This window comes from Kitasatospora sp. NPDC051164 (genome assembly GCF_044455625.1).
Taxonomy (GTDB): Bacteria; Actinomycetota; Actinomycetes; order Streptomycetales; family Streptomycetaceae; genus Kitasatospora.
The window spans coordinates 34,461-61,417 of sequence record NZ_JBITFB010000003.1 but is presented as its reverse complement, the minus strand read 5'-3'; the positions used below and the strand labels follow the sequence as shown (position 1 = coordinate 61,417).

The window sequence follows — 26,957 nt, the reverse complement described above, 5'->3', positions numbered from 1 at the left end:
TGTCAGATACGCCGTACACATCGCCGTACACGACGTCGCGCCATCCATCACATCCCGGAGGGGGACTCCCATGTCCACGGAGCAGAATCTGCAGATCGCGGTCATCGTCGGCAGCACCCGCGACGGCCGCTTCGGCCCGGTCGTCGCCGACTGGCTGCTCGGTCACCTCGACGCCCGCGGCGACGCGACCACCGACCTGGTCGATCTGGTGGAGACCCCGCTGCCGACCACCCTCCCGTCCTTCGGCGGCGAACCGTCGCCGGGCGACGCCGAGTTGCTGGCCGCCGTGTCGCCCCGGCTGGAGGCCGCCGACGCCTTCGTCATCGTCACGCCCGAGTACAACCACAGCTTCCCGGCCGCGCTGAAGAACGCCATCGACTGGCACAACCGGCAGTGGCACGGCAAGCCGATCGCCTTCGTCTCCTACGGCGGCCTCTCCGGCGGCCTCCGCGCCGTCGAGCAACTGCGGGTGGTCATGGCCGAGTTGAACGCGGCGACGATCCGCAACACGGTCAGCTTCCACGGCGCCGCCCACTGCTTCGACGCCGACGGCAAGGCCATCGACCCCGCCGCCGACGCCGCCGCCAAGACCATGCTCGACCAGCTCACCTGGTGGGCGCAGGCGCTGCGCAACGCCCGGCAGGCCCACCCGTTCGCGGCCTGAGCCGACCGGCGGCGGACGACGGTTCGGGGGGTCAGGATCGGCGGGGTCCGGGGTCGGCGGGCGGGGGTCAGCCGGTGGCCGCCGGGCACTGGGCGGTGAAGCAGAAGCCGGTGAGCTCCGCGTCCCGGAGGGCCTGGAACAGGGTGGGCCAGTCGCCCTCGGGGCCGGCCACGATGACGGCGTAGGCGGCGCCGTTCGGGCCGACGAGGATGTGGTCGACCACATGCCGGACGGTGCCGGAGGCGGCATGGGCGTAGGCGTATTCCAGTTCGGCGGTGCCGCCGGCGGTCTGTTCCAGACGGATGCGGTGGTAGCCCGGCAGTTTGGTCAGATCGACCTCGGTGGCAGTGGCCTCCTCGTACGGCGGCTTGTCACTCATCGCGAAGACCTGGATCAGGCTGGCCTTGTCCGGGGACCGGTAGAACGTGGAGTTGTTGGCCTCGTCCCGCTGCCACCCGTCCGGGACGAGGAGGGTGAACCCGTTCGGGTCCTGGACCCGGTTGAGGTGCAGCCCGGTGGGGGTCGGCGCGGGCGCCGGGGTGGTGGGCGTGGGCGAGGGCGTGGCGGAGGGTGACTTCGAGGCCGTGGGGGACGACGAGGGGGAGCCGGACGCCGTGACCGGTGGCGTGCCCGTCAGGGTCGCCGCACCGGTCGGCTTGCTCCCGCCCTCGTGCCGCGTCAGCAGGTACCCGCCGCCGCCCGCGAGCACGCCGAGGAGCGCCCCGGCGAGGGCGGCCACCAGCACCCGCCGGGACCGCCGCGTTCCGGCGGACGGCGGGCGCCCCGGTCGAGGGGCGCGCGGTGTGATCAGCGGTGGTGTGATCAGCGGTGGCGCGACCGGAGGCGGCCCGACCGGAGGTGCGAAGGGCGGGGCCGTCGGCGGAGGGGGCGTAGGCGTGGCCGGGGGAGCCGCCGGAGGCGGCGGCGTGGCCGCCCTGCCCGCCGGCAGGTGGTCCACCCACTGCTGGCCGTCCTTGTCCCAGTACTTGCCCGTCATCCCTGCTCCCCCTGTGCTCCCCGGTCCCCGCTCAGTGCAGGAACTGCTCGATCGCCTCGACGACCGCCAGCGCCGAGGCGAGTCCGGAGACTACCGTGGTCGAGCTCCGCAGGAGGTCGCGGAGCCGTTCCAGCCGGGTGCGCGGAGCCGTGCCGGTCTGTTCGAGAGCCGTACCGACGGCGTCCAGCTCCTGCTCCACCTCGGCCACGCCGTTGCCCTCGACCCGGGTGAACATCGGCAGGTGGCCCCGCAACTCGTGGACCGCCGCGAGCAGTTCACGGGCCAAGGCGTCGAGGCGGATCGAGGCGTCGACGGCCGTCGAGTCCTGACCGGTGGCGACCGCCCCGCCGGTCATCGCGCCGATCGAGACCCCGCCGGGCACCGGGGCGGGCACCGTCAGACCGCGCAGGTCCGGCAGTGGGGCGGGCGCCCCGGCCCGCTGCGAGCGGTCCTCCGCCCGGGTGCCGGAGCCCGCGGCGACGGCCCCGCCGGTCATCGCGCCGATCGACACCCCACCGTTCGAGGCCCCATTGCCCGACACCCCGCCGCTCGCCGGTGCCGGGGGAGTGCTCTCCTCGTCCTGCAGCACGTCCTGCTCCTCGTTCATCGGAATCTCAACTCCCTGTCAGGGACGCGAATCCGCGTCGCTAGGAGGGCTTCCCGCCGGACGGCGGAGCCGCCACTGCGCCCGACTGCGCCGTGCCCCCGTTGGTGGCGACGGCGCCGCCGCTCATCGAACCGATGTGGACCCCGCCCTCCATCACCTGGATCACGGTCTGCTCGAAACGGTCGGTCTCGTACCCCGACCGCTCCAGCGCGACCCGCACGCCCTCGATGATCCGCTCCTCGATCGACTTCAAGTACCGTATGACGTCCAGCTCCTGGAAGATCGAGATGGTCGACGTGGTGGCGGCCTCGCGCAAGGAGACGACCGGGCGGGCGGCCACCACCAGCTGGTCGTCGTCATCCGTGCCGCCCGTGGCCCGGCGTCCGCCCGGGCGAAGCAGCGAGCGGAGCGCGGCCGGCCCGGCGGTGAACGCGGACATCGCCGGGCCGCGGCGTCCCGGTCGGGTGCCCTGCTGGGCCACCGCGTCCGCCAGTAGCTCGTAGTCGCGCCGGACCGGCCCGAGCACGTGCGGGACGACCTCCACCATCAGCAGGTTCCCCTGGGTGTGCACCCGCAACTGCACCGTCAGCACCACCTGTTCGTCCCAGGCGCCGACCCGGACCCGCAGGAAGTGCCGGCGCCGCTCGCCGCCCTCGTCGACCGCCTCGGCGATGTGCCGGGCGATCTCCTCGGGCCCGCGCGGGACCTCGCCGCGCGCCGGACCGTACGGGAGGTAGACGACGTGCTCGATCTCCAGGTCCCTCAGGCGGTCCAGGCTGGTGTCGGCGGCGGCCTGCCGCAAGGCGGCCAGGCGCGGGATGACCAGGTCGAGAACGGCCCTGGCGGTCAGGCCCTCCTCGGCGGCCGCCGGGGCGTCCTTGCGGCGCCTCAGCTCCAGGGTGAACCGCCAGACGCTGAACGGGAATCCGGCGCCGAGGAAGGGATCGGCCGGATCGTAGACGACGAGCTGCGAGTACTGCTCGTCGGCGATGGCCCGCTGCAGCGCCGGGTAGCGCGGCCGGGCCGGCAGCCGGCGCGGATGCTTGGGGAAGTTCTCGCGGGTCAGTTCCCTGCGGAGGACCTGGGCGACGTGTAGGCGGTGCCAGCCCACTGTCGCGGCGAGCGCCAGCGGGAACAGCGTGCCCTCCCAGGCCCCCTCCTTCAGTGTGGCCAGCGCCAGTGCCCAGTAGAGGATCTGGGCGATCACGGCGAGGACGGAGAGGAGCCCGCCGGCGGCGCGCCGGGCCTCGAACGCCCGGGAGCCGCCGGGCGTGGTGGGGGCGGCTGGTGCGTAGAGCGCGTACTCCCGGACCTCCGCGGGCTTGGCGTACCAGGACAGCAGGCAGACCAGGGCGTACAGGACGGCGAAGGTCGCCATGAACGGTGGCATGTAGTGCGAGAGCACGCCGAACACGGTGTCGGCCGCCGACTCCTGGCCGTACGGATCGTCGCCGTAGTACCCGCCGGTCAGTCCTTCCCCGTAGGACTTCCAGTCGGCGGCGGACGGTGGGTGCTGGAGCAGCGGCCAGTACTCGGTGCAGAAGAAGCCCAACCAGACCAAGGCGAGCACCGCGCCCGTGCGAGCCTCCAGTGCCCGGGCCCGGAGGGCGTGCGCCAGTACCGTGACCAGGTCGAAGCCCAGGGACGGCGGGACGGAGCGCTCGTCGTGCTCGACCAGTTCGGTGATGACGCGCCGGCGGTAGTCCGGGTCGAGGTAGACCCCGGCGCAGAGCAGCCGGGTGGCCTCGGACCTCGCGTGCGGCGATCCCGGCGATCCCGGTGTTCCCGACGATGTCGGCGGTGGCGCCGGCGGTGGCGGTGGAACGGACGGCGGCTCGGCGGGCCGCACCGGCCCGGGCTGGAAGGTCATCCGCCTCCCCCTCTGGCGTGAACCAACTCGCCGAGATTATGGACCTACTGACGGTCCGTCGGCCAGTAAAAATGCGCAAGGGGAAGTGCGCGGTGAAACGCGCAGCGGGCATGCGAAGGCCCCCGGGTGGAGGGGGCTCCACCCGGGGGCCGGGGCGTCGTGACCGGCGCGCGGTCAGTGCCCGGTCAGCACTCGATGACGTTCACGGCGAGGCCGCCGCGCGAGGTCTCCTTGTACTTGATCTTCATGTCGGCCCCGGTCTCCTTCATCGTCTTGATCGCCTTGTCCAGCGAGACGTGGTGCCGGCCGTCGCCGCGCAGCGCCATCCGGGCCGCGGTGATGGCCTTGACCGACGCCATGCCGTTGCGCTCGATGCAGGGGATCTGGACCAGGCCGCCGACCGGGTCGCAGGTGAGGCCGAGGTTGTGCTCGATGCCGATCTCGGCGGCGTTCTCGACCTGCTCGGGGGTGCCGCCGAGGACCTCGGCGAGGCCGCCCGCGGCCATCGAGCAGGCGGAGCCGACCTCACCCTGGCAGCCGACCTCGGCGCCGGAGATGGAGGCGTTCTCCTTGAACAGCATGCCGATGGCGCCGGCCGCGAGGAGGAAGCGGACGATGCCGTCGTCGTCGGCGCCCGGGATGAAGTTCAGGAAGTAGTGCAGGACGGCCGGGATGATCCCCGCCGCGCCGTTGGTCGGCGCGGTGACCACCCGGCGGCCGGAGGCGTTCTCCTCGTTGACCGCCATCGCGTAGAGGGTCACCCACTCCATCGCGTTGGCCGGCCCGATGCCCTCGGCGCGCAGCGTGCGCGCGGCAGCGGCGGCCCGGCGGCGGACCTTGAGGCCGCCCGGCAGGATGCCCTCGCGGGTCATGCCGGCCCGCACGCAGTCCTGCATCACGGACCAGATCTCCAGCAGCCCGGTGCGGATCTCCTCCTCGCTGCGCCAGGCCTTCTCGTTCTCCAGCATCAGGCCGGAGATGGAGAGCCCCGTCTCCCGGCTGAGCCGCAGCAGCTCGTCACCGGTGCGGAAGGGGTACTTCAGCACGGTGTCGTCCGGCTTGACCCGGTCGGCGCCGATCGCGTCCTCGTCGACGACGAAGCCGCCGCCGACCGAGTAGTAGGTCTTCTCCAGCAGGGTCGAGCCGTCCGCCGCGAACGCCCAGAGGGTCATCCCGTTGGCGTGGTAGGGCAGCGAGCGGCGGCGGTGCAGCACGAGCTGGCTGTCGGGGTCGAAGTCGATGGTGTGCTCGCCGAGCAGGTGGAGCTTCTTCTCGGCGGTGATCCGCTCGACGTCCTTGTCGGCCTGGTCGACGTCGACGGTGCGGGGCGAGTTGTCCTCCAGGCCCAGCAGGACGGCCTTCGGGGTGCCGTGGCCGTGGCCGGTGGCACCCAGCGAGCCGTACAGCTCGGCACGCACGCCCGTCACCTGGGCCAGCAGGTCTTCGGAGCGCAGTCGGCGGGCGAACATCCGGGCGGCGCGCATCGGACCCACGGTGTGGGAGCTCGAGGGGCCGATGCCGATGGAGAAGAGGTCGAAGACGCTGATGGCCACGGGGGACGTCCTTGTCTGGTCTCGTGGAAGTACTTGCGGGCGGGGGGCCGACACGGCTCGGGGCACCGCGCGCACTTACCAGTGTGCGCGGTGCCCCGGAGCCCCAGGTGTCGCGGCGGGGTGAGGCCGGTCACCCGGCCCGGACGATCACCGAAGTGATCAGAGGTTCGGGTACAGCGGGTACTTCTCGGCCAGCGCGGTGACGCGGGCCTTCAGGGCGTCGGCGACGGTCTCGTCGAAGGCGGGCTTGAGCGCCTCGGCGATGATGTCGGCGACCTCGCGGAAGTCCTCGGCCTGGAAGCCGCGGGTGGCCAGGGCCGGGGTGCCGATACGCAGGCCCGAGGTGACCATCGGCGGGCGCGGGTCGTTCGGGATGGCGTTGCGGTTGACGGTGATGCCGACCTCGTGCAGGCGGTCCTCGGCCTGCTGGCCGTCGAGCTCGCTGTTGCGCAGGTCGACCAGGACCAGGTGCACGTCGGTGCCGCCGGACAGGACGGACGCGCCGGCCTCGGCGACGTCGGCCTGCAGCAGGCGCTCGGCCAGGATCCGGGCACCGTCCAGGGTGCGCTGCTGGCGCTCCTTGAACTCCTCCGAGGCCGCGACCTTGAAGGCGACCGCCTTGCCGGCGATCACGTGCTCGAGCGGGCCGCCCTGCTGGCCGGGGAAGACCGCGGAGTTGATCTTCTTCGCGTACTCGGCCTTGGACAGGATGACGCCGCCGCGCGGGCCGCCCAGGGTCTTGTGGGTGGTGGTGGTGACCACGTCCGCGTAGGGCACCGGGTTCGGGTGCAGCCCGGCGGCCACCAGGCCGGCGAAGTGCGCCATGTCCACCATGAGCAGCGCGCCGACCTCGTCGGCGACCCGGCGGAACTCGGCGAAGTCCAGCTGGCGCGGGTAGGCGGACCAGCCGGCGATGATCAGCTTCGGCTGGTGCTCCTTGGCGAGGCGCTCGACCTCGGCCATGTCGACCTGGCCGGTCTTCTCGTCGACGTGGTACGCGACCACGTTGTAGAGCTTGCCGGAGAAGTTGATCTTCATGCCGTGGGTCAGGTGACCGCCGTGGGCCAGGTTCAGACCCAGGATGGTGTCGCCCGGCTGGATCAGCGCGAACATCGCGGCGGCGTTGGCCTGCGCGCCCGAGTGCGGCTGCACGTTGGCGTGCTCGGCGCCGAACAGGGCCTTGATGCGGTCGATCGCGATCTGCTCGACCACGTCGACGTGCTCGCAGCCGCCGTAGTAGCGACGGCCGGGGTAGCCCTCGGCGTACTTGTTGGTGAGCACCGAGCCCTGGGCCTCCATGACCGCCACCGGGGCGAAGTTCTCGGAGGCGATCATCTCCAGGGTGGTCTGCTGGCGGTGCAGCTCGGCGTCGACCGCGGCGGCGATCTCCGGGTCGAGGGCGTGCAGGGACTGGTTGAGAACCGTCATGGTGTGGTCTTCCCGGGGAGGAGAGCGGAGGGACGGCGGGGGAGGGCGGGCCGCCGTGCTGCGGCCCGCCCGATCACGAGCGGGTCAGCTGCTGTGGGTGAGCGCGTCGTACTCGTCCGCGCTGAGCAGCTCGTCGGTGGACTCCACGCGCACCTTGAACAGCCAGCCACCCTCGAAGGGGGCGCTGTTGACCAGGCCGTTGTCGTCCAGGACGTCCTGGTTGACCTCGACGACCTCGCCGGTCACCGGGGAGTACAGGTCGCTGACCGACTTGGTGGACTCCAGCTCGCCACAGGTCTCGCCGGCGGTCACGGCGTCGCCGACGGCCGGCAGCTGCACGTAGACGATGTCACCGAGCGCGTCGGCGGCGTGCTTGGTGATGCCGATGGTGGAGACACCGTCCTCAGCGGCGGTGAGCCACTCGTGCTCCTTGGTGTACTGCAGGTGCTGGGGGTTGCTCATGGCGTCATTCTCCAGGATGGGAAGCGGGTACGGCGAAGCGGGCCGCCGCGTGGACGGCTTCGACGTGCGGGTATGGGGAAAGGCGGGTGTCGGCGGGGCGCTCGGCGGGGCGCTCAGCGGGCGCGCTTGTAGAACGGCAGCGCCACGACCCGGACCGGCTCGTGCTTGCCGCGCACGTCCACCGCGACGGTGGTGCCGGGGGCGGCGTGGGCCGCGTCGACGTAGGCCATCGCGATCGGCTGTCCCAGCGTCGGGGACGGCGCGCCGGAGGTGATTCGGCCGATCGGGGCGCCGTCGGCGGAGACCACGGTGTACTCGGCGCGCGGGACGCGCTTGCCCTCGGAGACCAGGCCGACCAGCACCCGCGGCGGGTTGGCCTCGGCCGCGGCGGCGGCCTGCTCCAGCGCCTTGCGGCCGACGAAGGCGCCCTCGTTGGTGGTCTTGTCGAAGCGGACGACGCGGCCCAGGCCGGCGTCGAACGGGGTGAGGTCGGTGGACAGCTCGTGCCCGTACAGCGGCATGCCCGCCTCCAGACGCAGCGTGTCGCGGCAGGACAGGCCGCACGCGACCAGGCCGCGGCCCTCGCCGGCGGCGGTCAGCGCCTGCCAGATGTCCTCGGCGTCGACCGGGTGGCAGAAGATCTCGAAGCCGTCCTCGCCGGTGTAGCCGGTGCGGGCCAGCAGCACCTCGCGGCCGGCCACGTGGGCCGGGAGGATCGCGTAGTACTTGAGGCCGGGCAGGTCGGCGTCGGTGGTCTCGGCCAGGATCGCCGTGGACTCCGGGCCCTGGACGGCGATCAGCGCGTAGGTGTTGCGGTCGTCGGTGACGACGGCGTCGAAGCCCTTGGCGCGGGCGATCAGCTCGTCGAGGACCAGCTGGGCGTTGGAGGCGTTGGCGACGACCAGGAAGGCGTCCTCGCGCAGGCGGTAGACGATCAGGTCGTCCAGGATGCCGCCGTCCTCGGCGCAGATCATGGTGTAGCGGGCGCGCAGCTCACCCAGCGCGGAGACGAAGCCGACCAGCGCGTGGTCCAGCATCTCGCCGGCCTGCGGACCGGTGACGGTGATCTCGCCCATGTGGGAGAGGTCGAACAGGCCGGCCTTGGTGCGGACGGCGAGGTGCTCCTCGCGCTCGCTGCCGTAGCGCAGCGGCATGTCCCAGCCGGCGAAGTCGGTCATGGTCGCGCCGAGGGCGCGGTGCAGCGCGTCGAGCGCGGTCAGGCGGAGGGACGACATGGCCAGGAACTCCTCGGTCGGGGCACTCATGGGTGCACGCGCCGGACCGGACCCTCTCGGGGGCCGACCCTGCGCGCGGGCATGCGGCGGCGTGGGTCTCCCCATCTGTCGTCGAACCTGAGAGCTTCACCGCCCGCCGGCCCGCAGCTGTTTCCAGCATCCAGGACAGCATGGCGGCTTGCACCGTGGGTGGGCGCGCGACAGGGCCGCGCGCCGCTTTCCAGATGTGCCTAACCCGTGCGGTAGGGGGGCCTGAGAGATTCCGGGGAGGACTTGCTCCTTCGGCGCCGGCTGTGCCACACACTCACACACTCACTGGTGCGGCACTCCGGGCTCTCCCGCGCGGGTTCGAGCGGCCGGTATGGAGTTGTGGGGCCCGCGGCGCATGCCGTCGGACGCGCACATCATGGCACGTCCCGGACGAGGAAGGGAGAGGGGACCCGGTCACACGACGAGAGGGGAGCCGGTCACACGGTGAGAGGGGAGCCGGTCACACGGTGAGAGGGGAGCCGGTCACACGACACAGAGGCGAACACGAGCCCTAGACTGCTCCGCGTCGGCGCAGCAGAGGGCGGCCGACCGGCAGAGGGCGGAATCGGCGGCGCATGGGGTACCCGGTGGAGCAGCAGCAGGGGTGGGGCGGCCCGGAGGGGGCGCCGGCGGGCGGCACGTGGCCGGCCAACGAGCTGGAGCAGGTGCTGACCGCGGCCCTGGGCGACCCGGGCGCGACGCCGCGGGTGATCGAGGTGCTGGCCCGCAGCCAGGTGTGGGTGCCGCTGCCCGGCGGGGCCGACCCGCAGGGGCAGTCGCTGGACCTGCCGACCATCGAACTGGGCGGCGACCCGTACGTACCGGTGTTCTCCTCGCAGGAGGTGTTCCTGCAGCAGGCGCCGGGAATGGCCTTCGCGATCGCGCCGGTCTGGGAGTTCGCCCGCGGGCTGCCGCTGGGCGTGGGCATCGCGGTGAACCCGGACGCGGCGGTGGGCATCCCGGTGCCGCCGCAGGGCGTGGCCGAGCTGCGCCGCGGTCCGCGCCAGGACCGGTGGGAGGCCGCCGAGGACCCGGCGGCGCCGACCGGCGGCCGGGTGGCGCTGCGCGAGCCGGTGCCGGGCGAGGACCCGGAGCACTTCCTGGCCGCCTGCCGAGCCGAACTGTCGGCCCTTCCCGGGGTGTTGACCGCCCGCCGGGCGCTGGCCAGCATCGAGGGCGAGCCGACCGTGATGTTCGTGGGCGTCCAGTTGGATCCGGCGGCCCCGGCCGACCCGGCCGCGGTGAACGACGCGCTCGGCCGAGCGCTGGGAACCGCGCCGCTGCCGGGCGGCGTCCACCTCGTACTGCTCGACCTCGCCGACGACCCGGTGGTCGAGTGGCTGCTCACCCGGGTCATGCCTTTCTACACGCGGGTGTGAGCGGGGTTCGTATCCAAGGCACGTCGCCGTGGCGGTGGCCGGTGCCGCGCCATAGGGTGCGTGCAGACGGCCGACGGCCGGTGGTTCGAGGAAAGAGGCGCGGCGAGGTGGGCGCATGAGTGCGGGAACGGGAGCGGGCGGGATGCCGGGGCCCTGGGGCCAGGCACCGGCCGGGCGCCCGGGAGCGGATCCCGGCGTGTTGGAGCACGCCCTGCGCGAGGTCGCGCCGGAGCGCTACGACGCGTACGAGCGCCTGCTGCACGCGCTGGCGGACGGCCGGGTCTGGATGCTGCTCTGGCACGGCACCCCGGGCAGTCCTGACGCGCAGTACGGGAACATGGAGATCAGCGGCCACGGCTACGCGCCGGCCGTCACCTCGCCCGAGCAGCTGGCCGCCTCCGGCTGGGGGCGGGCCCACGAGGTCGTCTCCGGCCGGGAGATCGCCGGCTCGCTGTACCGCACCCGCTGGGGCCTGTGGCTGAACCCGCACGCGCCCGGCGGCGGCGTAGGCGTGCCCTGGGCCGACCTGCGGCGGGTCGCCGCGGGCCTGGACCGGCTGCCGGCCGGTCCGCTGAAGCTGAGCGAGCCACAGGTCAACGCCCAGCCGTTCTTCGCGCTGCTGGAGCGGCAGGCCGGCGAGGTACGCGCGGTCCGGGCGCTGCGCCGGGCGTGGGTGCAGCCGGCGGTGGGGGAGCCGTACCTGGCGATCGGCCTGGACCTGTACGAGAGTTCGCCGCCCGCGGTGGAGGCGGTGCGCGCGCTGATGCAGCGGGCGATCGCGGTGGCCCCGGAGGGGCTCGCGGTGTCCACGGTGGCGATGTCGGACGAGTACGATCCGGTGGCGCTGTGGATGCGCGCCAACGCGCGGCCGTTCTTCGACCGGGAGGCCGGCCGCCCGGCGACCGGTCCGTACCCGCCGGTGCCGCCGCCCGCGTACCCGGGGCAGTCGATGTCGGGGCAGCCGACGCCGGGGTGGGCCTACGGCACGCAGCCGCCCGCGCAGGGCTGGCAGCAGCAGCCCCAGCCCCAACAGCCGCAGCGGCCCTGGCCCGGCTACCCCGGGCGCTGATTGCCGAACCCGGTCCTGCCGAACCCGGTCCTTCAGGGCCCGTTCCCGCCGTAAATCCCGGGCCGTGAGGCCGAAGCCGAAGCCGACTTGATTGTCCGTCAAGTCGGCTTCGATGCTTTTCGGACGAATTTCCGAATTGCGCCGTCCGGCCATCTTGACATGCATGTTACAGACGTGTGAAGAGGGATATACCGAAGGCCCGGGAGGTGCATGCCTGCAGATCACAGTTGGGCATCTGTCGGTTGTCAGGTCTGGCGTAAGCCAGTTCGGATGGCAGAGAGTTCTGCGCAACGCACCGCGCGTACTGGAACCCCACAAAGGTGAGCGCGCACGCCGACCCGTTCGACCACGCGACGCCCATCCCGCGTGGTGGCAGTGCCTGTGCACGACGCACTGCCGCGCCCACCCGCTTCTACGCACCTCCGCACGTCCGCAGCCGCACCGCCGAAGCCGGCGCCCGGCACCCGTGGGCCGGCCACCGTCGGCGAGGGGACCAACTGACCATGACCGCATCCGTCACAACCGCCGGGAACGAGCCGGAGGCACCCGCCGCCGCGAGCCCGGCCAAGAAGATCGAGGGCCGCTCCCTCGGCCAGATCGCCTGGACCCGCTTCAAGCGGGACAAGGCCGCCGTCGCCGGCGGCGTCGTGGTGATCCTGCTGATCCTGCTCGCCGTGCTGGCCAAGCCGATCGAGTCGATGTTCGGGCTCGACCCGGACGCCCTCCACCAGGACCTGCTGGACGCCGACCTCGGCGGCCTGCCGCTCGGCGACTGGGGCGGCATGAGCGGGTCCCACCCGCTCGGCGTCGACCCGCTGCAGGGCCGCGACCTGCTGACCCGCGTGATCGAGGGCTCCTGGGTCTCCCTGCTGGTCGCCTTCGGCGCGACCGTGCTGTCCAACACCATCGGCACCGTGCTCGGCATCATGGCCGGCTACTACGGCGGCTGGGTGGACACCCTGATCAGCCGTGTGATGGACGTTTTCCTGGCGTTCCCGCTGCTGCTCTTCGCGATCGCGATCTCGACCTCGCTGCAGGGCGGTGCGTTCGGCCTGCACGGCCTGCCGCTGCACATCCTGGTGCTGATCTTCGTGATCGGCTTCTTCAACTGGCCCTACATGGGCCGGATCGTGCGCGGCCAGACCCTCTCGCTGCGCGAGCGGGAGTTCGTCCACGCGGCCCGCAGCCTGGGCGCCCGGGGCCCGTTCATCCTGTTCAAGGAGCTGCTGCCCAACCTGGTCGGTCCGATCCTGGTCTACTCGACCCTGCTGATCCCGACCAACATCCTCTTCGAGGCCGGGCTGAGCTTCCTCGGTGTCGGCATCCAGCCTCCGCAGGCCTCCTGGGGCGGGATGCTCCAGGACGCGATCCGGTACTACCAGGTGGACCCCCAGTACATGGTGGTCCCCGGTGTGGCGATCTTCCTTACCGTGCTCGCCTTCAACCTGCTCGGCGACGGGCTGCGCGACGCCCTCGATCCCAAGAGCAACTGACCCTGCGTCAGGACCCTCCACCTTTTCCACATCCTCAAGGGGTTGATCTCACCCATGCGTAGGTCCCGTACCGTCGCCCTGACCGCGGCGGCTGCCGCCGCGGTCCTGGTTGTCACCGGCTGTTCCAGCTCGTCGAAGAGCGGCGACTCGTCCTCCTCGTCCTCCGCCTCGGGCGGCGGCGGAGCCAACGCGGCCACCAAGAACATCGTCAACGCCTCGGACAAGAAGGGCGGGACGGTCACCTTCGAGATGAAGGGCACCCCGGACTCGCTCGACCCGGGCAACACGTACTACGCGTACATCTACAACTTCTCGCGCCTGTACGCCCGTCCGCTGACCACGTTCAACCCGGCCGCCGGCGAGGAGGGCAACAAGCTCGTCCCGGACCTCGCCGAGTCGATGGGCCAGCCCAGCGCGGACGGCCTGACCTGGACGTACAAGCTGCGCGCGGGCCTGAAGTACGACGACGGCACCGCGATCAGCTCGAAGGACGTCAAGTACGCCGTCGAGCGCTCCAACTTCGCGCCGGACGTGAACTCCAACGGCCCGACCTACTTCCACGACCTGCTGGTCGACAACGACACGCCGTACGCGGGTCCGTACAAGGACAAGACCGGCGACCTGAAGTCGATCGAGACGCCGGACGACAGCACGATCGTCTTCCACCTGAAGCACCCGTTCGCGGACTTCGACTACCTGGTGAGCGCCCCGCAGACCGCGCCGGTCCCGCAGGCCAAGGACACCGGTGCCGACTACGTCAAGCACATCGTGTCCTCGGGCTCCTTCAAGTTCGAGTCCTACGAGGACGGCAAGCAGGCCACCCTGGTGCCGAACACCAACTGGGACAAGAGCACGGACCCGATCCGGAAGCAGCTGCCGGACAAGATCCAGCTCAAGATGAACATCGACCAGGCCACCATCGACAAGGACCTGCTGGCCGGCAACGCCCAGGTCGACCTGGTGGGTGGCGGCGTCGACCCGCAGACCCAGGCGCAGATCCTGCAGAACCCGAAGCTCAAGGCCAGCACCGACAACGCCTACGGCGGCCGCCTGGTCTACCTGGCGATCAACTCCAAGGTCGCGCCGTTCGACAACGTCGACTGCCGCAAGGCCGTCCAGTTCGCGATCGACAAGGTCTCGGTGCAGACCGCCGAGGGCGGCCCGATCCGCGGCCAGATCGCCAACACGGTGCTCCCGCCGGACATCCCGGGCCACCAGGACTTCAACCAGTTCGAGACCAAGGACAACAAGGGTGACGAGGCCAAGGCCAAGGACGCCCTGAAGGCCTGCGGCAAGGACAGCATCAACACCGTCATCTCCGCCCGCACCGAGCGCGCCACCGAGGTCGCCGCCGCGACCTCGATCCAGGCCGCGCTGAAGAAGGTCGGCATCAACGCCGAGATCCAGCAGTACCCGCAGGGCAAGTACCTGACCGACAGCGCCGGTGCCCCGCAGTTCACCCAGGACCACAACATCGGCCTGATGATGATGCAGTGGGGTGCCGACTGGCCGACCGGCTACGGCTTCCTGCAGCAGATCGTCGACGGCCGCGCGATCAAGGCCTCCGGCAACAGCAACCTGTCCCAGCTGAACGACCCGGCGGTCAACCAGCTGATCGACGACGCCGCCGTCAACCCGGACAAGGCCGCCCGCGAGAAGATCTACGGCGACATCGACAAGAAGGTCATGGACCAGGCGGTCATCGTCCCGCTGACCTACTTCAAGGTCTTCCTGTACCGCCCGGACAACGCCACCAACATGGCCTCCAACCCGGCGTTCTCGGGTGAGTACGACTCCCTGAACATCGGCACCACCAAGTAAGAGCCTGGCTCCGCATCCCTGAAGGCAGGTGAAGGCAGCGGCGCCCGCCGTCGTCCGGAAGACCCCGGACGACGGCGGGCCGCCGGAGCCGCCCAACTGTGTTTGCCTACATCATCCGCAGGATCTTCTCGGCGGTGCTGCTGCTGCTGGTCGTCAGCGCGGTCACCTTCGCGATCTTCTTCCTGCTCCCGCGCGTCGCCGGCGAAACGGCCGACCAGCTGGCCGCCCAGTACATCGGGAAGAACCCCTCACCCGAGGCGATCGCCGCAGTCAAGCAGAACCTCGGCCTCGACAAGCCGCTGTACGCCCAGTACTGGGACTTCCTCAGGGGCCTGGTCAGCGGCGCCGAGTACAAGTTCGGGCCGGAGCCGGCCACCTGCCACGTGCCCTGCTTCGGCTACTCCTTCAAGAACCACCTGGAGGTCTGGCCCGAGCTGTCCAAGCGGATCCCGGTCACCATCTCGCTGGCCGCCGGCGCGGCCGTACTCTGGCTGGTCTCCGGCGTCGCCACCGGCGTCGTCTCCGCCCTCAAGCCGAAGTCGATCTTCGACCGGCTCTCCATGGGCATCGCCCTCGCCGGCGTCTCGCTGCCGGTCTTCTTCACCGGCGCGCTGCTGCTCACGCTGTTCAGCTACGAGTGGCCGATCCTGGACAACCTGCAGTACGTCGACTTCACCGACAACCCGCTGATGTGGGCCCGCAACCTGATCCTCCCCTGGATCTCGCTGGCCTTCCTCTACTCCGCGCTCTACGCCCGGCTCACCCGCGCCGGAATGCTGGAGACCATGAGCGAGGACTACATCCGCACCGCCCGGGCCAAGGGCCTGGTCGAGCGCAAGGTCGTCACCCGGCACGGGCTGCGCGCCGCGCTCACCCCGATCGTCACCATCTTCGGCATGGACCTCGGGCTGCTGCTCGGCGGTGCGCTGATCACCGAGCAGGTCTTCTCGCTCCAGGGCGTCGGCCAGTTCGCCGTCCAGGCGATCTCCGACAACGACCTGCCCAAGATCCTCGGCGTCACCCTGCTCGCCGCCTTCTTCATCGTCGCCTGCAACCTCGTGGTCGACCTCCTGTACGCCCTCGTCGACCCCCGGGTGAGGCTCTCGTGACCGAGCTCCAGAAGACCACGGAAGCCACTGCGCAGGCCCCGACCGGTGACCCCTTCCTCTCCGTGCGCGACCTGCGGATCCACTTCGACACCGACGACGGCCTGGTCCGCTCGGTGGACGGGGTCAGCTTCGACCTGCACAAGGGCCGCACCCTCGGTATCGTCGGCGAGTCCGGCTCCGGGAAGTCCGTCACCTCGCTCGGCATCATGGGCCTGCACCGCTCCAAGCGGGCCCGGATCAGCGGCGAGATCCGGCTCAACGGCGAGGACCTGATCGCCGCCGGCCCGGACCGGGTGCGCCAACTGCGCGGCCGCGAAATGGCGATGATCTTCCAGGACCCGCTGACCGCGATGCACCCCTACTACACGGTGGGGCAGCAGATCGTCGAGGCCTACCGGGTCCACCACCCCGAGGCGAACAAGAAGCAGGCCCGGGCCCGCGCGATCGAGATGCTCGACCGGGTCGGCATCCCGCAGCCCGACCGCCGGATCGACGACTACCCGCACCAGTTCTCCGGCGGCATGCGCCAGCGCGCGATGATCGCCATGTCCCTGGTCAACGACCCCTCGCTGCTGATCGCCGACGAGCCCACCACTGCCCTGGACGTCACCGTCCAGGCGCAGATCCTGGACCTCATCCGCGACCTCCAGGACGAGTTCGGCTCCGCCGTCATCATCATCACCCACGACCTCGGAGTGGTCGCCGAACTGGCCGACGACATCCTGGTCATGTACGGCGGCAAGTGCGTCGAGCGCGGACCGGCCGAGACCCTCTTCGACGCGCCCGAACACCCCTACACCTGGGGCCTGCTGGGCTCGATGCCGCGCCTGGACCGGGAACTGCAGGACCGGCTCGTCCCGGTCAAGGGCACCCCGCCCAGCCTGATCAACGTGCCGACGGGCTGCGCCTTCCACCCGCGCTGCCCGTACGCCGCCCTGACCGAGGGACGCTCCACCAGCGAGCTCCCGGTGCTGGCCGAGGCCGTACCCGGGCACTTCGCGGCCTGCCACCTGCCGGCCGACGAGCGGCACCGCATCTTCGCCGAAGAGATCGCGCCCCGGCTGTGAGCCCGGCCTCGTACCACCTTTCTGGAGAGAACCGATGACGGACACCCAGGCGGCCTCGATCCCCGCACCGGCACCCGCACCCGACCGCGAGCCGCTGCTGAAGGTGACCGGCCTGACCCGGCACTTCCCGATCCGCAGCGGGCTGATGCGGCGCCAGACCGGCGCGGTCCGGGCCGTCGACGGCATCGACTTCACCGTCAACGCCGGCGAGACGCTCGGTGTCGTCGGCGAGTCCGGCTGCGGCAAGTCGACCATGGGCCGACTGGTCACCCGGCTCGACGAACCGACCGGCGGGACGATCGAGTTCGAGGGCACCGACATCACCCACCTGAGCGTCGGGGCGATGCGGCCGCTGCGCCGCGACATCCAGATGATCTTCCAGGACCCGTACTCCTCGCTGAACCCCCGGCACACCGTCGGCACCATCGTCGGCGCGCCGTTCAAGCTGCAGAACGCGGTGCCCGAGGGCGGGCTCAAGAAGGCCGTCCAGGAACTGCTGGAGCTGTGCGGCCTCAGCCCCGAGCACTACAACCGCTACCCGCACGAGTTCTCCGGCGGCCAGCGCCAGCGCATCGGCATCGCCCGGGCACTCGCGCTGCGGCCGAAGATGATCATCGCGGACGAGCCGGTCTCGGCGCTGGACGTGTCGATCCAGGCCCAGGTGGTCAACCTGCTGGACGACCTCCAGAAGGAGCTCGGCCTGACCTACCTGATCATCGCGCACGACCTCTCGGTGGTCCGGCACGTCTCGGACCGGGTCGCGGTGATGTACCTCGGCAAGGTCGTCGAGATCGCCGACCGGGACTCGCTCTACCGCACCCCGATGCACCCGTACACCAACGCGCTGATGTCCGCCGTGCCCGTCCCCGACCCCCGCCGCCGCCAGCGCGGCGGCCGCGACCGGATCCTGCTCACCGGCGACGTCCCCTCCCCGATCAACCCGCCCAGCGGCTGCCGCTTCCGCACCCGCTGCTGGAAGGCCCAGGACATCTGCTCCACCCAGGAGCCGCCGCTGACGGCGCTGAAGACCGGGCACCAGGTGGCCTGTCACTTCCCCGAGAACGGCGAGGGGAGCTAAGGCGCAGCCCCGAGAACGGCGAGGGGAGCTAAGGCGCAGCCCCGAGAACACGCCGTCGGGCGCCGCGGACGCGGGCTCCGAGCAGGCCTGAGCCACCGACGACGAAGTCCGCCCGCCCCGGCCGATCGGGGCGGGCGGACTTTCGTCACCGGTGCGGGGGCATCCCGGCCCATCAGGTACAAAGGGGACGGTGACCTCGCAGATCTTCCCCTCCGACGTGCAGCAGTCGCTGGACCTCGTCGGCATCTTCGTCTTCGCCCTCTCCGGGGGCCTGCTCGCTGTCCGCAAGAACATGGACATCTTCGGGATCTGTGTGCTGGCCGAGGTCACGGCCCTCGGCGGCGGGGTGATGCGCGACCTGGTGATCGGGGCCACCCCGGTCGCCGCCTTCACCAACCTCGGCTACTTCGTGACCCCGCTCGTCGCCGCGCTCGTGGTGTTCTTCCTGCACCCCGAGGTCGAGCGGATCAACCGCGCGGTGCAGACCCTGGACGCCCTCGGGCTCGGGCTGTTCTGCGTCACCGGCACCGCCAAGGCGCACGACTACGGACTCGGCGCGGTCGCGGCGATCGCGCTCGGCATGGTCACCGCGGCCGGCGGCGGCGTGATCCGCGACGTGCTGGCCGGGGAGATTCCCTCGCTGCTGCGCTGGGACCGGGAGATCTACGCCGTACCGGCCCTGGTCGGTGCCGCGCTGGTCGCCGCGCTGATCGGCGCGGACCGGCTCACCGGCGTCACCGGCACCGCCGCCGCGCTCACCGCCTTCGGCCTGCGGATGCTCGCCCTGAGGTACGGCTGGCGCGCCCCGCGGGCCTGGCACCGCAACGGTTCTCGCACCAGCGAGGAGTAGGCGAGCCGCCGTACGCGAGCGAGATCGCCTCGGCCGTGCAGAGCAGCTCCGGCACCATCCGGGCCAGTTCGGCCGGCGGCACCTCGCCGGCCGGGGCGCTCAGCGCGCAGGCCGCGACCGTCCGCCCGCCGCTGCCCGCGACCGGCGCGGCCACGCAGGTCACCGGCTCCCGGTGCTCGGCGGACTCCGCCGCCCAGCCCCGGCGGCGCACCGCCGCCAGCTCGGCCTCCTCGCACGGCTCGTCCGCGGGCAGCCCGGCCAGCAGCACCCGGCCGACCGCCGTACCGGTCACCGGGGCGCGGCGCCCGATCCGGGACGGTCCGGCGGCCGACGGCCCGGCCACCTCGTCCAGGTACAGCACCTCGCCGTCGTGCAGCACCGCGAGCCGGACGGTGAACCCGCTGCGGGCGTTGAGCGCGGCCAGGTACGGCGCGGCGACCTGCCGGACGTCGAAGTCCTCCAGGGCCCGGTGGGCCAGCGAGAGCACCCGGCCGCCGAGCCGGTAGCGCAGGTCGGGCTGGCGCCGGGCGAAGCCGTGCTCCTCCAGGGTGCGCAGCAGCCGCAGGGCGGTGGACTTGTGTACCCCGAGGCTGTTCGCGGCCTGGTCGAGGGAGAGGGGTGCCTCACCGAGCGCGCCGAGCAGGGTCAGCGCGCGGTCGACCGACTGCGTCATGGCGCCCCCTGTGGATCCGGCTTGGAAGTGTGCGTCAGGCTAACCGCTGGGGGGCGTAGTGGTACAAACCAGTGCCGGACGCGGCCGTCCGGAATTGGTACAGACCAGTGGTGGGTGCCCGGTTGTTCGGATGCGGTCGGGTACCGGCCCGCACCCGGCCCGTACGCGCGATGGCCGGATCGATGCGCAGGCCTGGAGGGCAGCCCCGTACAGCCCTCTACAATCGGATGGTTATGCCATACCTGGACCATGCGGCGACCACGCCGATGCTGCCCGAGGCGATCGCCGCGATGACGGCGCACCTGGGGGTGGTCGGCAACGCCTCGTCCCTGCACGCGGCCGGCCGCCGAGCCCGCCGGGTGGTCGAGGAGGCCCGCGAGTCGCTGGCCGATTCGCTCGGCGCCCGCCCCAGCGAGATCGTGCTCACCGGCGGCGGCACCGAGTCCGACAACCTGGCGGTCAAGGGCCTCTACTGGGCCCGCCGGGACGCCGACCCGGCCCGCACCCGGGTGCTGTGCAGCCCGGTCGAGCACCACGCGGTGCTGGACGCGGTGCACTGGCTCTCCGAACACGAGGGCGCCTGCGTCGAGTACCTGCCGGTGGACCCCCTGGGCCGGGTGCACCCCGAGGCGCTGCGCGCCGCGATCGAACGCGACCCCTCGTCGGTTGCCCTGGTCACCGTGATGTGGGCCAACAACGAGGTCGGCACCATCCAGCCGGTGCGCGAACTCGCCGCCGTCGCCGCCGAGTACGGCATCCCGATGCACGCCGACGCGGTGCAGGCGCTCGGTCAGGTCCCGGTCTCCTTCGCCGAGTCGGGGCTCACCGCGCTCACCGTCACCGGTCACAAGATCGGCGGCCCGTTCGGCATCGGCGCGCTGCTGCTCTCCCGGGGCGCCGCACCCGTACCGCTGCTGCACGGCGGAGGCCAGGAACGCGACGTACGCTCCGGCACCCTGGACGCCCCCGGAGCCGCCGGCTTCGCGGCCGCCGCGACATGGGCCGTGGAGCACCGCGAGGAGCACGCGGTGACCCTCGGCACGCTGCGCGACGAACTGGTGGCCTCCGTCCTGGCCGCCGTGCCGGACGCCGTCCTCAACGGCGACCCGGCCGCCGAGGGCCGACTGCCCGCCAACGCGCACTTCTCCTTCCCCGGCTGCGAGGGCGACGCCCTGCTGATGCTGCTCGACGCGGCGGGGATCGAGTGCTCCACCGGCTCCGCCTGCACGGCCGGGGTGCCGCAGCCCAGCCACGTCCTGCTCGCGATGGGCGTCGACCCGCTGCTGGCCCGTGCCTCGCTGCGGTTCTCGCTCGGGCACACCTCGGTGCCGGAGGACGTCACGGCGATCGCGGAAGCCATCGGCCCGGTCGTCCAGCGGGCGCGCAACGCCGGGCTGGCATCGGTGCGGCGCTGACGCGGGGCTGATGCGGTGCCGAGGGTGCGCCGATGCGGCGCCGATATCGGCTCGGGGAACAGTCGGTTCAACCCGTACGCTTATTGGCATCATGACTGACTTCCCGGGTGCCCCGACCACTCCGTCCACTGGCCGTCTGCGCGTGCTCGCGGCGATGTCCGGCGGAGTCGACTCCGCCGTCGCCGCCGCCCGCGCCGTCGAAGCGGGGCACGAGGTGACCGGCGTCCACCTGGCGCTCTCCGCCAACCCGCAGTCCTTCCGCACCGGCGCGCGCGGCTGCTGCACCATCGAGGACTCCCGGGACGCCTGGCGAGCGGCCGACGTGATCGGCATCCCGTTCTACGTCTGGGACCTCGCCGAGCGCTTCCGCGAGGACGTCATCGACGACTTCGTCGCCGAGTACGCGGCCGGGCGCACCCCCAACCCGTGCCTGCGCTGCAACGAGAAGATCAAGTTCGCCGCGCTGCTGGACAAGGCCGTCGCCCTCGGCTTCGACGCCGTCTGCACCGGCCACTACGCCCGGATCGTCGACCTGCCGGACGGCTCGCGCGAACTCCACCGCGCGGTCGACGGCGCCAAGGACCAGTCGTACGTGCTCGGCGTCCTCGACGCCGACCAGCTCGCCCACTCCCTCTTCCCGCTCGGCGACACCACCAAGGACGTCATCCGCGAGGAGGCCGAGCGCCGCGGCCTCGCGGTCGCGAAGAAGCCGGACAGCCACGACATCTGCTTCATCGCCGACGGCGACACCCAGGGCTTCCTCGCCAAGCACCTCGGCACCGCGACCGGCGACATCCTCGACACCGACGGCACCAAGCTCGGCGAGCACGACGGTGCGTACGGCTTCACCATCGGCCAGCGCAAGGGCCTGCGCATCGGCCGCCCGGCGGCGGACGGCAAGCCGCGGTACGTCCTCGACATCTCCCCGGTGAACAACACCGTGACCGTCGGCCCGGTCGAGGGCCTCGACGTCACCGCGCTCACCGCCATCCGCCCCCGCTGGTGCGGCACCGAGCCCCTGGCCGACGGCCGCTACACCGCCCAGCTGCGTGCCCACGGCGAGGAGGTGCCGGTGAACGCCTCGGTGGTCGACGGCGAGCTCCACGTCCGCCTCGACACCCCGGCCCGCGGCATCGCCCCCGGCCAGGCCGTGGTGCTGTACGACGGCACCCGCGTCGTCGGCTCCGCCACCATCGCCACCACCGAACGCCCGGCCGTCAACGCCTGAGCACACCCGCCTGTCCCGCCCGCGCCGCCGGTTCGGGGGTGCGGGCGTGGGCATGGGGTGGGCGGGGCCGTGGTCATCCCATTGGATGACGCCGATGAATCCTCCGAATGACCACGGCCGGAGATTGCATTCGTCGGGCTGATTCGACGGTCCGGGCCACGAACCTACTCTCAGGGCCATGAACCGAACCCGCCGTATCGCGGCCATCGCGGCCCTCGCCCTCGCCCTGCCCCTCCCGCTGGCCGGGGCCGCCATGGCCTCGTCGCCGTCGCTGTCGTCGCCGCCGTCCGCCACCGCGCCCGCCGCTGTCGCCGACGCCTCGACCCCGGCGGCCTCGACCCCGGCCGCCTTCCACGGCGAACTGCCCCGCCCGACCGGGCCGTACGCGGCCGGCGAGGAGGTCCTGCACCTGACCGACCGGGCCCGCACCGACCCCTGGGTACCCTCCGCCGGGCCCCGGCAGCTGACGGTGTCGATGTTCTACCCGGCCCGGCAGGACACCGGCGCGCCCGCCCCGTACATGAGCCTCGGCGAGGCGCAGGGCTTCGTGGCGACCCGGGTTCCGCCGGGGACCGGACTCCAGCCGCAGGACCTCGCGGATCTGAAGACCTACGCCTACACCGACGCGAAGGCCGCAGGCGGGAGGTTCCCGCTGGTGGTCCTCTCCCCGGGCTTCGAGAACCCCCGCGCCACACTGACCGGCCTGGCGACCGACCTGGCCGCCCACGGCTACGTCGTGGCCCTGGTCGGCCACCCCTACGAGGACTCCGGCGAGACGCTCGCCGACGGCAGCACCCCCGGATGCGCCCTGTGCGAGACCGGGGCACCGGACACGCTCCCCGACAGCCGCGCGAAGGACGTGTCGTTCGTCCTGGACCAGCTGACCGGGCACCACCCGGCCTGGCGCCTGGCCCACCTGATCGACCGCAGCCGCATCGGCATGGCCGGACACTCGATCGGCGGCGCGTCAACGCTGACGGCGATGGCCGAGGACCAGCGGATCCTCGCCGGAGTGAACATGGACGGAACGTTCTTCCCGCCGACTCCGACCGACAGCCTCAAGGGACGCTCCTTCCTCCTGCTCGGGAAGCAGAGCGACCACTCCGCCGGCAGCGGAGACCCGTCCTGGGGACAGACCTGGGCGGGCTGGGACGGCTACAAGCCCTGGCTGGCCGTCGCCGGCACGGCGCACGCCGGCTTCACGGACGTCCCCATCCTGGCCGCCGAGGCCGGCCTTCCCCTCCCCCCGGACCTGACCACCTCCCCGGAGCGCGGGATGCAGCTCACCCGGGAGTACGTCGGAGCCTTCTTCGACCGGACCCTGAAGGGAATCCACCAGCCCCTCCTCGACGGCCCCTCGGCAGCGAACCCCGAGGTGCTCTTCCAGCACCCGTGATCAGCCGCCACCCAGGGCGAGTGGACAGGTGCCTCCCGCGCGCTTCGCCGCGAGAGGTGGTCGTGAGCATGAGTGACAGCGCCGGGGAGTCCCGTCCTGCTCCTACCGCCGGGCCTTCGCCCGCGTGACGGATCCGGCGGCTACGATGCCCGAGGCGTACCCCCCGGAGAGGACGGCATGACCTTCTACGAGCAGCACCGGGACTTCATCGAGGAGTTGGAGCGGATTGCCCCGGAAGGCGTCCGGATCGAATGGTCCGGAGACACGCTGATCATGCAGGCGTCGCCGTCCAACATCCATCAGCTCAACATGGCCCAGGTGCGCAGGCAGTTCGAGCAGCACGCTCCTGACGGCTACCTCCCCAGCGAGCGGAGCGAAATCGTCAGCCCGGACGTCTCCAAGGGGCGCGAGCCGGACCTGACGTACCTGCCGGTGGAGGTCCTCTCCGGGGCGGGCAACAAGGCTCCGGCTGCGGAAGCGCTGATCGCCGTGGAGATCGTCTCACCGTCCAATCCGGGGAACGACTGGATGGACAAGCTGTACGACTACGCGGCGATGCACATCCCGCTCTACCTCATCGTGGACCCGCGCCAGCAGACGGTGACGCTCTTCTCCGATCCGAACCACGACCGCTACCACACCCGCAGCGACCGGAAGTTCGGCGACGCGATCGGCATTCCGGAGCCGTTCGGCTTCACGCTGAGCCTGTCGGAGCTCGTTCCGTACCAGGACTGAGCTCCGGAGCCGGGCTCTACTGCACCTCGCGGTACCAGCGCCGGTGCACCAACGGCTCGACGCACAGCACCGCCGCGCCCGCGACCACGCCGACCAGCAGGGCCGCCGCGCCGCCGCCGTTCAGCAGGGCACCGGCGCAGGCGGTGGCGACGGCGGCCGGCCGCAGCAGCGTCAGCGGGCCGAGGCCGATGACCATCGCCAGGGTGCCGGCGCGGAACGGCAGGGTGAAGTAGGCGGCGAGCGAGAGCAGCACCGCCGCCGCGTAGACGGCGAGGGGGAGCAGGTAGCCGCGTCCGGTCGGAGGCTGTCAGCAGCACGAGGGCGGCGGCCAGCGCCGGGGCGAGCAGCAGCACGGCCCCGACCACGGCCGGCGGCCGTCGCACGGATCCACGGCCGTGATCAGGTCGGATATCTCAAGGTGGCGCACGCGCAGCACCATGGGGGTTGCCCGTGGTCGCCGTAATGCCGGTGAGCGGGGGCGCCGGGGCGTGATAGACCAATCAGCACTATGAATATCTGCGTTTTCTGCTCCGCGTACTCGCTCGATGACCGCTACACCGCCCCCGCCGCCGAGTTCGCCCGGCTCCTGGGGGAGGGCGGGCACACCCTGGTGTGGGGCGGCTCGAACGCCGGCCTGATGGGCCTGCTGGCCGACGAGGTGAAGGCGGCCGGCGGAAAGCTCGTCGGGGTCATGGTCGAGATGCTGAAGCACAAGGGCTACGTCGGCGCGGACGAGCTCGTCATGACCGGCGACCTGGCCGAGCGGAAGGCCGAACTGGCGGCCCGGGCGGACGCGATCGTCGTCCTGGTGGGCGGGCTGGGCACGCTGGACGAGGTGACCGAGGTGCTGGAGCTCAAGAAGCACGGGATGTTCGAGAAGCCGGTGGTCGTCCTGGACACCGAGGGCTTCTACGCGGGCCTGCGGACGCAGCTGGAGCGGATGGACGCCGAGGGCTTCCTGCCCCGGCCGCTCGCCGAGCTGATCACCTTCGCCGCCACGCCCTCCGAGGTTTTTGCGCAGCTCAAGGCCTGAGAGGATCGGAGCCATGGCTGCACATCTGATCACCGGCGCCGGCTCCGGCATCGGCGCCGTCCTGGCCGGGAAGCTCGCCGAGCGCGGGGACGACCTCTGGCTGCTGGCCCGCGACGCCCGCCGCGCCGCCGAGCTGCGGGAGCGCTTCCCCGGCGCCCGCACACTGGTCGGCGACCTCGGCGACCCGGCCAAGCTCTCCTGGGCCTTCGGCCACCAGGCGCTGCCCGTCACGCTGGACTCCCTGCTGCACGTCGCGGGCGTCGTCGAGCTGGGCCAGGTCGGCGAACTGCCGGTCAAGGCCTGGCAACAGACCCTGAACGTCAACCTGGTCGCCCCCGCCGAGCTGACCCGCCTCCTGCTGCCCTCCCTCCGCCTCGTCAAGGGCCACGTGGTCTTCGTCAACTCCGGCGCGGGCCTGAACGCCCACGCCGAGTGGTCGGCGTACGCGGCCAGCAAGCACGGCCTGAAGGCGCTGGCCGACTCGCTGCGCGCCGAGGAGCACGCGGGCGGCGTCCGGGTCACCTCGGTCTACCCCGGCCGCACCGCCACCGCGATGCAGGTCAAGGTGCACCAGCAGGAGGGCAAGGAGTACGACGCCGACCGCTGGATCGAGCCCGAGTCCGTGGCCAAGGCGGTCCTGGCTGCCCTGGACACCTCCCGGGACGCGGAGATCACGGACATCACCGTCCGCCCCGGGTACTGACCGACCCGGCAGGCGCCGCGCACTAGGCTCGGACGGGTGAGCACTCCCCACCCCTTCCCCGACCTGCGCGGCGCCGCCACCGGTGTCGGCTCGCTGCCCGGTGTCGACGCCCGTGAGGCGGCCAAGACGGCCACCGGCGCGTTGGAGCACCTGCCGTTCCTGCCCGAGCTGCCCGCGCGCGGCCCCGGCGCCGACATGATCGGGCGCGGCGCCGGTTTCCTCGTCGAGCTGTTCGCGCAGACCGAGCCCAGCGGCTGGCGGTTCACCGACCGGCCCGGCCGGGACACCAAGCGCGCCCACTCCTGGCTCGGCGAGGACCTGGACGCCCTGGAGGAGTTCACCCAGGGCTACCAGGGCGCGCTGAAGGTCCAGGCCGTCGGCCCGTGGACGCTGGCGGCGAGCATCGAGCTGAAGTACGGCGAGAAGGCGCTCTCCGACCACGGCGCGTGCCGGGACATCGCCGGCTCGCTCACCGAGGGCCTGCGCCGCCACCTCGCGGACGTCCGCAAGCGCGTACCCGGTGCCCAGGTGGTCCTCCAGCTCGACGAGCCCTCGCTGCCCGCCGTCCTGACCGGCTCGGTGAAGACCGCCAGCGGCTTCCAGCGGCTGCGCGCCGTGGACCGGCAGGTGGCCGAGGAGGTGCTGCGGGAGGTGATCACCAACCTCGACGCGCCGGTCGTGGTGCACTCCTGCGCCCCCGAGGTCCCGATCCCGCTGCTGCGCCGCGCCGGAGTGGCCGGCGTCTCCCTCGACTTCGCGCTCCTCACCGAGCGGTCCGACGACGACCTCGGCGAGGCCGTGGAGGCGGGCACGATGATCCTCGCCGGTGTCGTCCCCTCCACTGACCAGGCGGTGTCCGACCCGGCCGGTAGTGTCCAGGGTGTCAGGACCTTGTGGCGCAGGCTCGGGTTCGCCCCGGAGCTGCTGGGCCGTCGCGTGCTGGTGACGCCGACCTGCGGGCTGGCCGGGGCCTCCCCGGCGTACGCGCGCAAGGCGCTGTCCCAGAGCGTGCGGGCGGCGCAGAGCCTGGTGGACAACCCGGAATGAGAACGTAGGAGGGCT

General features: G+C 71.9%; 25 protein-coding genes and 1 riboswitch. Of the genes, 16 read left to right on the top strand and 9 right to left on the bottom strand.

Annotated elements, in window-relative coordinates:
- The first annotated feature begins 70 nt into the window (after positions 1-70).
- A complete protein-coding gene (locus ACIBEC_RS05310) occupies positions 71-664 on the top strand; it encodes an NAD(P)H-dependent oxidoreductase (protein WP_360498732.1) in 594 nt (197 codons plus the stop codon).
- A 67-nt stretch (positions 665-731) separates the two neighbouring features.
- Here the strand turns inward: ACIBEC_RS05310 and ACIBEC_RS05305 are convergent, their stop codons facing one another.
- The 7 genes from ACIBEC_RS05305 to gcvT form a co-directional block, all read right to left on the bottom strand.
- Positions 732-1,661, bottom strand: a complete 930-nt coding sequence (locus ACIBEC_RS05305; protein ID WP_396287740.1) for a hypothetical protein — start codon at positions 1,659-1,661, stop codon at positions 732-734.
- Positions 1,662-1,692: 31 nt separating this feature from the next.
- Positions 1,693-2,268 carry a hypothetical protein gene (locus tag ACIBEC_RS05300; protein WP_360498736.1) on the bottom strand — a complete coding sequence of 192 codons (576 nt, stop codon included), beginning with the start codon at positions 2,266-2,268 and terminating at the stop codon, positions 1,693-1,695.
- Between the two features lie 40 nt (positions 2,269-2,308).
- Positions 2,309-4,138 carry a hypothetical protein gene (locus ACIBEC_RS05295; protein ID WP_360498737.1) on the bottom strand — a complete coding sequence of 610 codons (1,830 nt, stop codon included), beginning with the start codon at positions 4,136-4,138 and terminating at the stop codon, positions 2,309-2,311.
- 185 nt (positions 4,139-4,323) lie between these two features.
- Positions 4,324-5,691, bottom strand: a complete 1,368-nt coding sequence (locus ACIBEC_RS05290; RefSeq protein ID WP_360498739.1) for an L-serine ammonia-lyase — start codon at positions 5,689-5,691, stop codon at positions 4,324-4,326.
- A gap of 159 nt (positions 5,692-5,850) precedes the next feature.
- Complete coding sequence (gene glyA, locus ACIBEC_RS05285; RefSeq protein WP_360498741.1) at positions 5,851-7,119, bottom strand: serine hydroxymethyltransferase; 1,269 nt, start codon at positions 7,117-7,119, stop codon at positions 5,851-5,853.
- An 84-nt stretch (positions 7,120-7,203) separates the two neighbouring features.
- Complete coding sequence (gene gcvH / locus ACIBEC_RS05280) at positions 7,204-7,581, bottom strand: glycine cleavage system protein GcvH (protein ID WP_360498743.1); 378 nt, start codon at positions 7,579-7,581, stop codon at positions 7,204-7,206.
- A gap of 113 nt (positions 7,582-7,694) precedes the next feature.
- Positions 7,695-8,816, bottom strand: coding sequence for a glycine cleavage system aminomethyltransferase GcvT (gene gcvT / locus ACIBEC_RS05275; protein ID WP_360498823.1), 1,122 nt, complete (start codon positions 8,814-8,816; stop codon positions 7,695-7,697).
- Between the two features lie 230 nt (positions 8,817-9,046).
- Positions 9,047-9,167, bottom strand: a riboswitch (glycine riboswitch).
- A gap of 254 nt (positions 9,168-9,421) precedes the next feature.
- Between gcvT and ACIBEC_RS05270 the strand changes: the two genes are divergently transcribed.
- The 8 genes from ACIBEC_RS05270 (at position 9,422) to ACIBEC_RS05235 (ending at position 18,712) form a co-directional block, all read left to right on the top strand.
- Entirely contained in the window at positions 9,422-10,225 is an 804-nt protein-coding gene (locus ACIBEC_RS05270; protein WP_360498745.1) for an enhanced serine sensitivity protein SseB C-terminal domain-containing protein, read from the top strand.
- A 142-nt stretch (positions 10,226-10,367) separates the two neighbouring features.
- Positions 10,368-11,294, top strand: a complete 927-nt coding sequence (locus ACIBEC_RS05265; protein ID WP_360498825.1) for an enhanced serine sensitivity protein SseB C-terminal domain-containing protein — start codon at positions 10,368-10,370, stop codon at positions 11,292-11,294.
- 503 nt (positions 11,295-11,797) lie between these two features.
- Complete coding sequence (locus tag ACIBEC_RS05260; protein WP_360498747.1) at positions 11,798-12,787, top strand: ABC transporter permease; 990 nt, start codon at positions 11,798-11,800, stop codon at positions 12,785-12,787.
- A 54-nt stretch (positions 12,788-12,841) separates the two neighbouring features.
- Positions 12,842-14,608 carry an ABC transporter substrate-binding protein gene (locus tag ACIBEC_RS05255; RefSeq protein ID WP_360498749.1) on the top strand — a complete coding sequence of 589 codons (1,767 nt, stop codon included), beginning with the start codon at positions 12,842-12,844 and terminating at the stop codon, positions 14,606-14,608.
- Between the two features lie 98 nt (positions 14,609-14,706).
- A complete protein-coding gene (locus ACIBEC_RS05250) occupies positions 14,707-15,717 on the top strand; it encodes an ABC transporter permease (protein ID WP_360498751.1) in 1,011 nt (336 codons plus the stop codon).
- Positions 15,714-16,784, top strand: coding sequence for an ABC transporter ATP-binding protein (locus tag ACIBEC_RS05245; protein ID WP_360498753.1), 1,071 nt, complete (start codon positions 15,714-15,716; stop codon positions 16,782-16,784). Before ACIBEC_RS05250 ends, ACIBEC_RS05245 begins: the two co-directional genes overlap by 4 nt.
- Before the next feature lie 34 nt (positions 16,785-16,818).
- Positions 16,819-17,862 (top strand): dipeptide ABC transporter ATP-binding protein, encoded by a 1,044-nt coding sequence (locus ACIBEC_RS05240; RefSeq protein ID WP_360498755.1) that lies wholly within the window; start codon positions 16,819-16,821, stop codon positions 17,860-17,862.
- A 190-nt stretch (positions 17,863-18,052) separates the two neighbouring features.
- A complete protein-coding gene (locus ACIBEC_RS05235; protein WP_360498757.1) occupies positions 18,053-18,712 on the top strand; it encodes a trimeric intracellular cation channel family protein in 660 nt (219 codons plus the stop codon).
- On the opposite strand, the gene ACIBEC_RS05230 is transcribed toward ACIBEC_RS05235, so the two are convergent.
- Positions 18,618-19,385: an IclR family transcriptional regulator gene (locus ACIBEC_RS05230; protein WP_360498759.1), complete on the bottom strand. Its 768-nt coding sequence runs from the start codon at positions 19,383-19,385 to the stop codon at positions 18,618-18,620. The two genes, ACIBEC_RS05235 and ACIBEC_RS05230, sit on opposite strands and share 95 nt — an antisense overlap.
- A 233-nt stretch (positions 19,386-19,618) precedes the next feature.
- Here ACIBEC_RS05230 and ACIBEC_RS05225 point away from each other — a divergent pair, with 233 nt between their 5' ends.
- The 4 genes from ACIBEC_RS05225 to ACIBEC_RS05210 all read left to right on the top strand — a co-directional run bounded on the left by ACIBEC_RS05225 (position 19,619) and on the right by ACIBEC_RS05210 (position 24,159).
- Positions 19,619-20,800 (top strand): cysteine desulfurase family protein, encoded by a 1,182-nt coding sequence (locus ACIBEC_RS05225; protein WP_360498827.1) that lies wholly within the window; start codon positions 19,619-19,621, stop codon positions 20,798-20,800.
- Positions 20,801-20,891: 91 nt separating this feature from the next.
- Positions 20,892-22,028, top strand: a complete 1,137-nt coding sequence (gene mnmA / locus ACIBEC_RS05220) for a tRNA 2-thiouridine(34) synthase MnmA (protein ID WP_360498761.1) — start codon at positions 20,892-20,894, stop codon at positions 22,026-22,028.
- 178 nt (positions 22,029-22,206) lie between these two features.
- Positions 22,207-23,424 (top strand): alpha/beta hydrolase, encoded by a 1,218-nt coding sequence (locus ACIBEC_RS05215; protein WP_360498763.1) that lies wholly within the window; start codon positions 22,207-22,209, stop codon positions 23,422-23,424.
- A 177-nt stretch (positions 23,425-23,601) separates the two neighbouring features.
- A complete protein-coding gene (locus ACIBEC_RS05210; protein ID WP_360498764.1) occupies positions 23,602-24,159 on the top strand; it encodes a Uma2 family endonuclease in 558 nt (185 codons plus the stop codon).
- A 16-nt stretch (positions 24,160-24,175) separates the two neighbouring features.
- On the opposite strand, the gene ACIBEC_RS05205 is transcribed toward ACIBEC_RS05210, so the two are convergent.
- Positions 24,176-24,412: a hypothetical protein gene (locus ACIBEC_RS05205; protein WP_360498766.1), complete on the bottom strand. Its 237-nt coding sequence runs from the start codon at positions 24,410-24,412 to the stop codon at positions 24,176-24,178.
- 255 nt (positions 24,413-24,667) lie between these two features.
- On the opposite strand from ACIBEC_RS05205, the gene ACIBEC_RS05200 reads away from it, so the two are divergent.
- Genes ACIBEC_RS05200 through ACIBEC_RS05190 form a run of 3 tightly spaced genes read left to right on the top strand, consistent with a single transcriptional unit; the run spans position 24,668 to position 26,942 of the window.
- Positions 24,668-25,192 carry a TIGR00730 family Rossman fold protein gene (locus ACIBEC_RS05200; RefSeq protein ID WP_360498768.1) on the top strand — a complete coding sequence of 175 codons (525 nt, stop codon included), beginning with the start codon at positions 24,668-24,670 and terminating at the stop codon, positions 25,190-25,192.
- A gap of 13 nt (positions 25,193-25,205) precedes the next feature.
- Entirely contained in the window at positions 25,206-25,895 is a 690-nt protein-coding gene (locus tag ACIBEC_RS05195) for an SDR family oxidoreductase (RefSeq protein WP_360498769.1), read from the top strand.
- Positions 25,896-25,931: 36 nt separating this feature from the next.
- The gene (locus ACIBEC_RS05190; RefSeq protein WP_360498771.1) at positions 25,932-26,942 is read left to right on the top strand and encodes a methionine synthase; all 1,011 of its coding nucleotides are present in this window, start codon (positions 25,932-25,934) and stop codon (positions 26,940-26,942) included.
- Positions 26,943-26,957 lie beyond the last annotated feature (15 nt).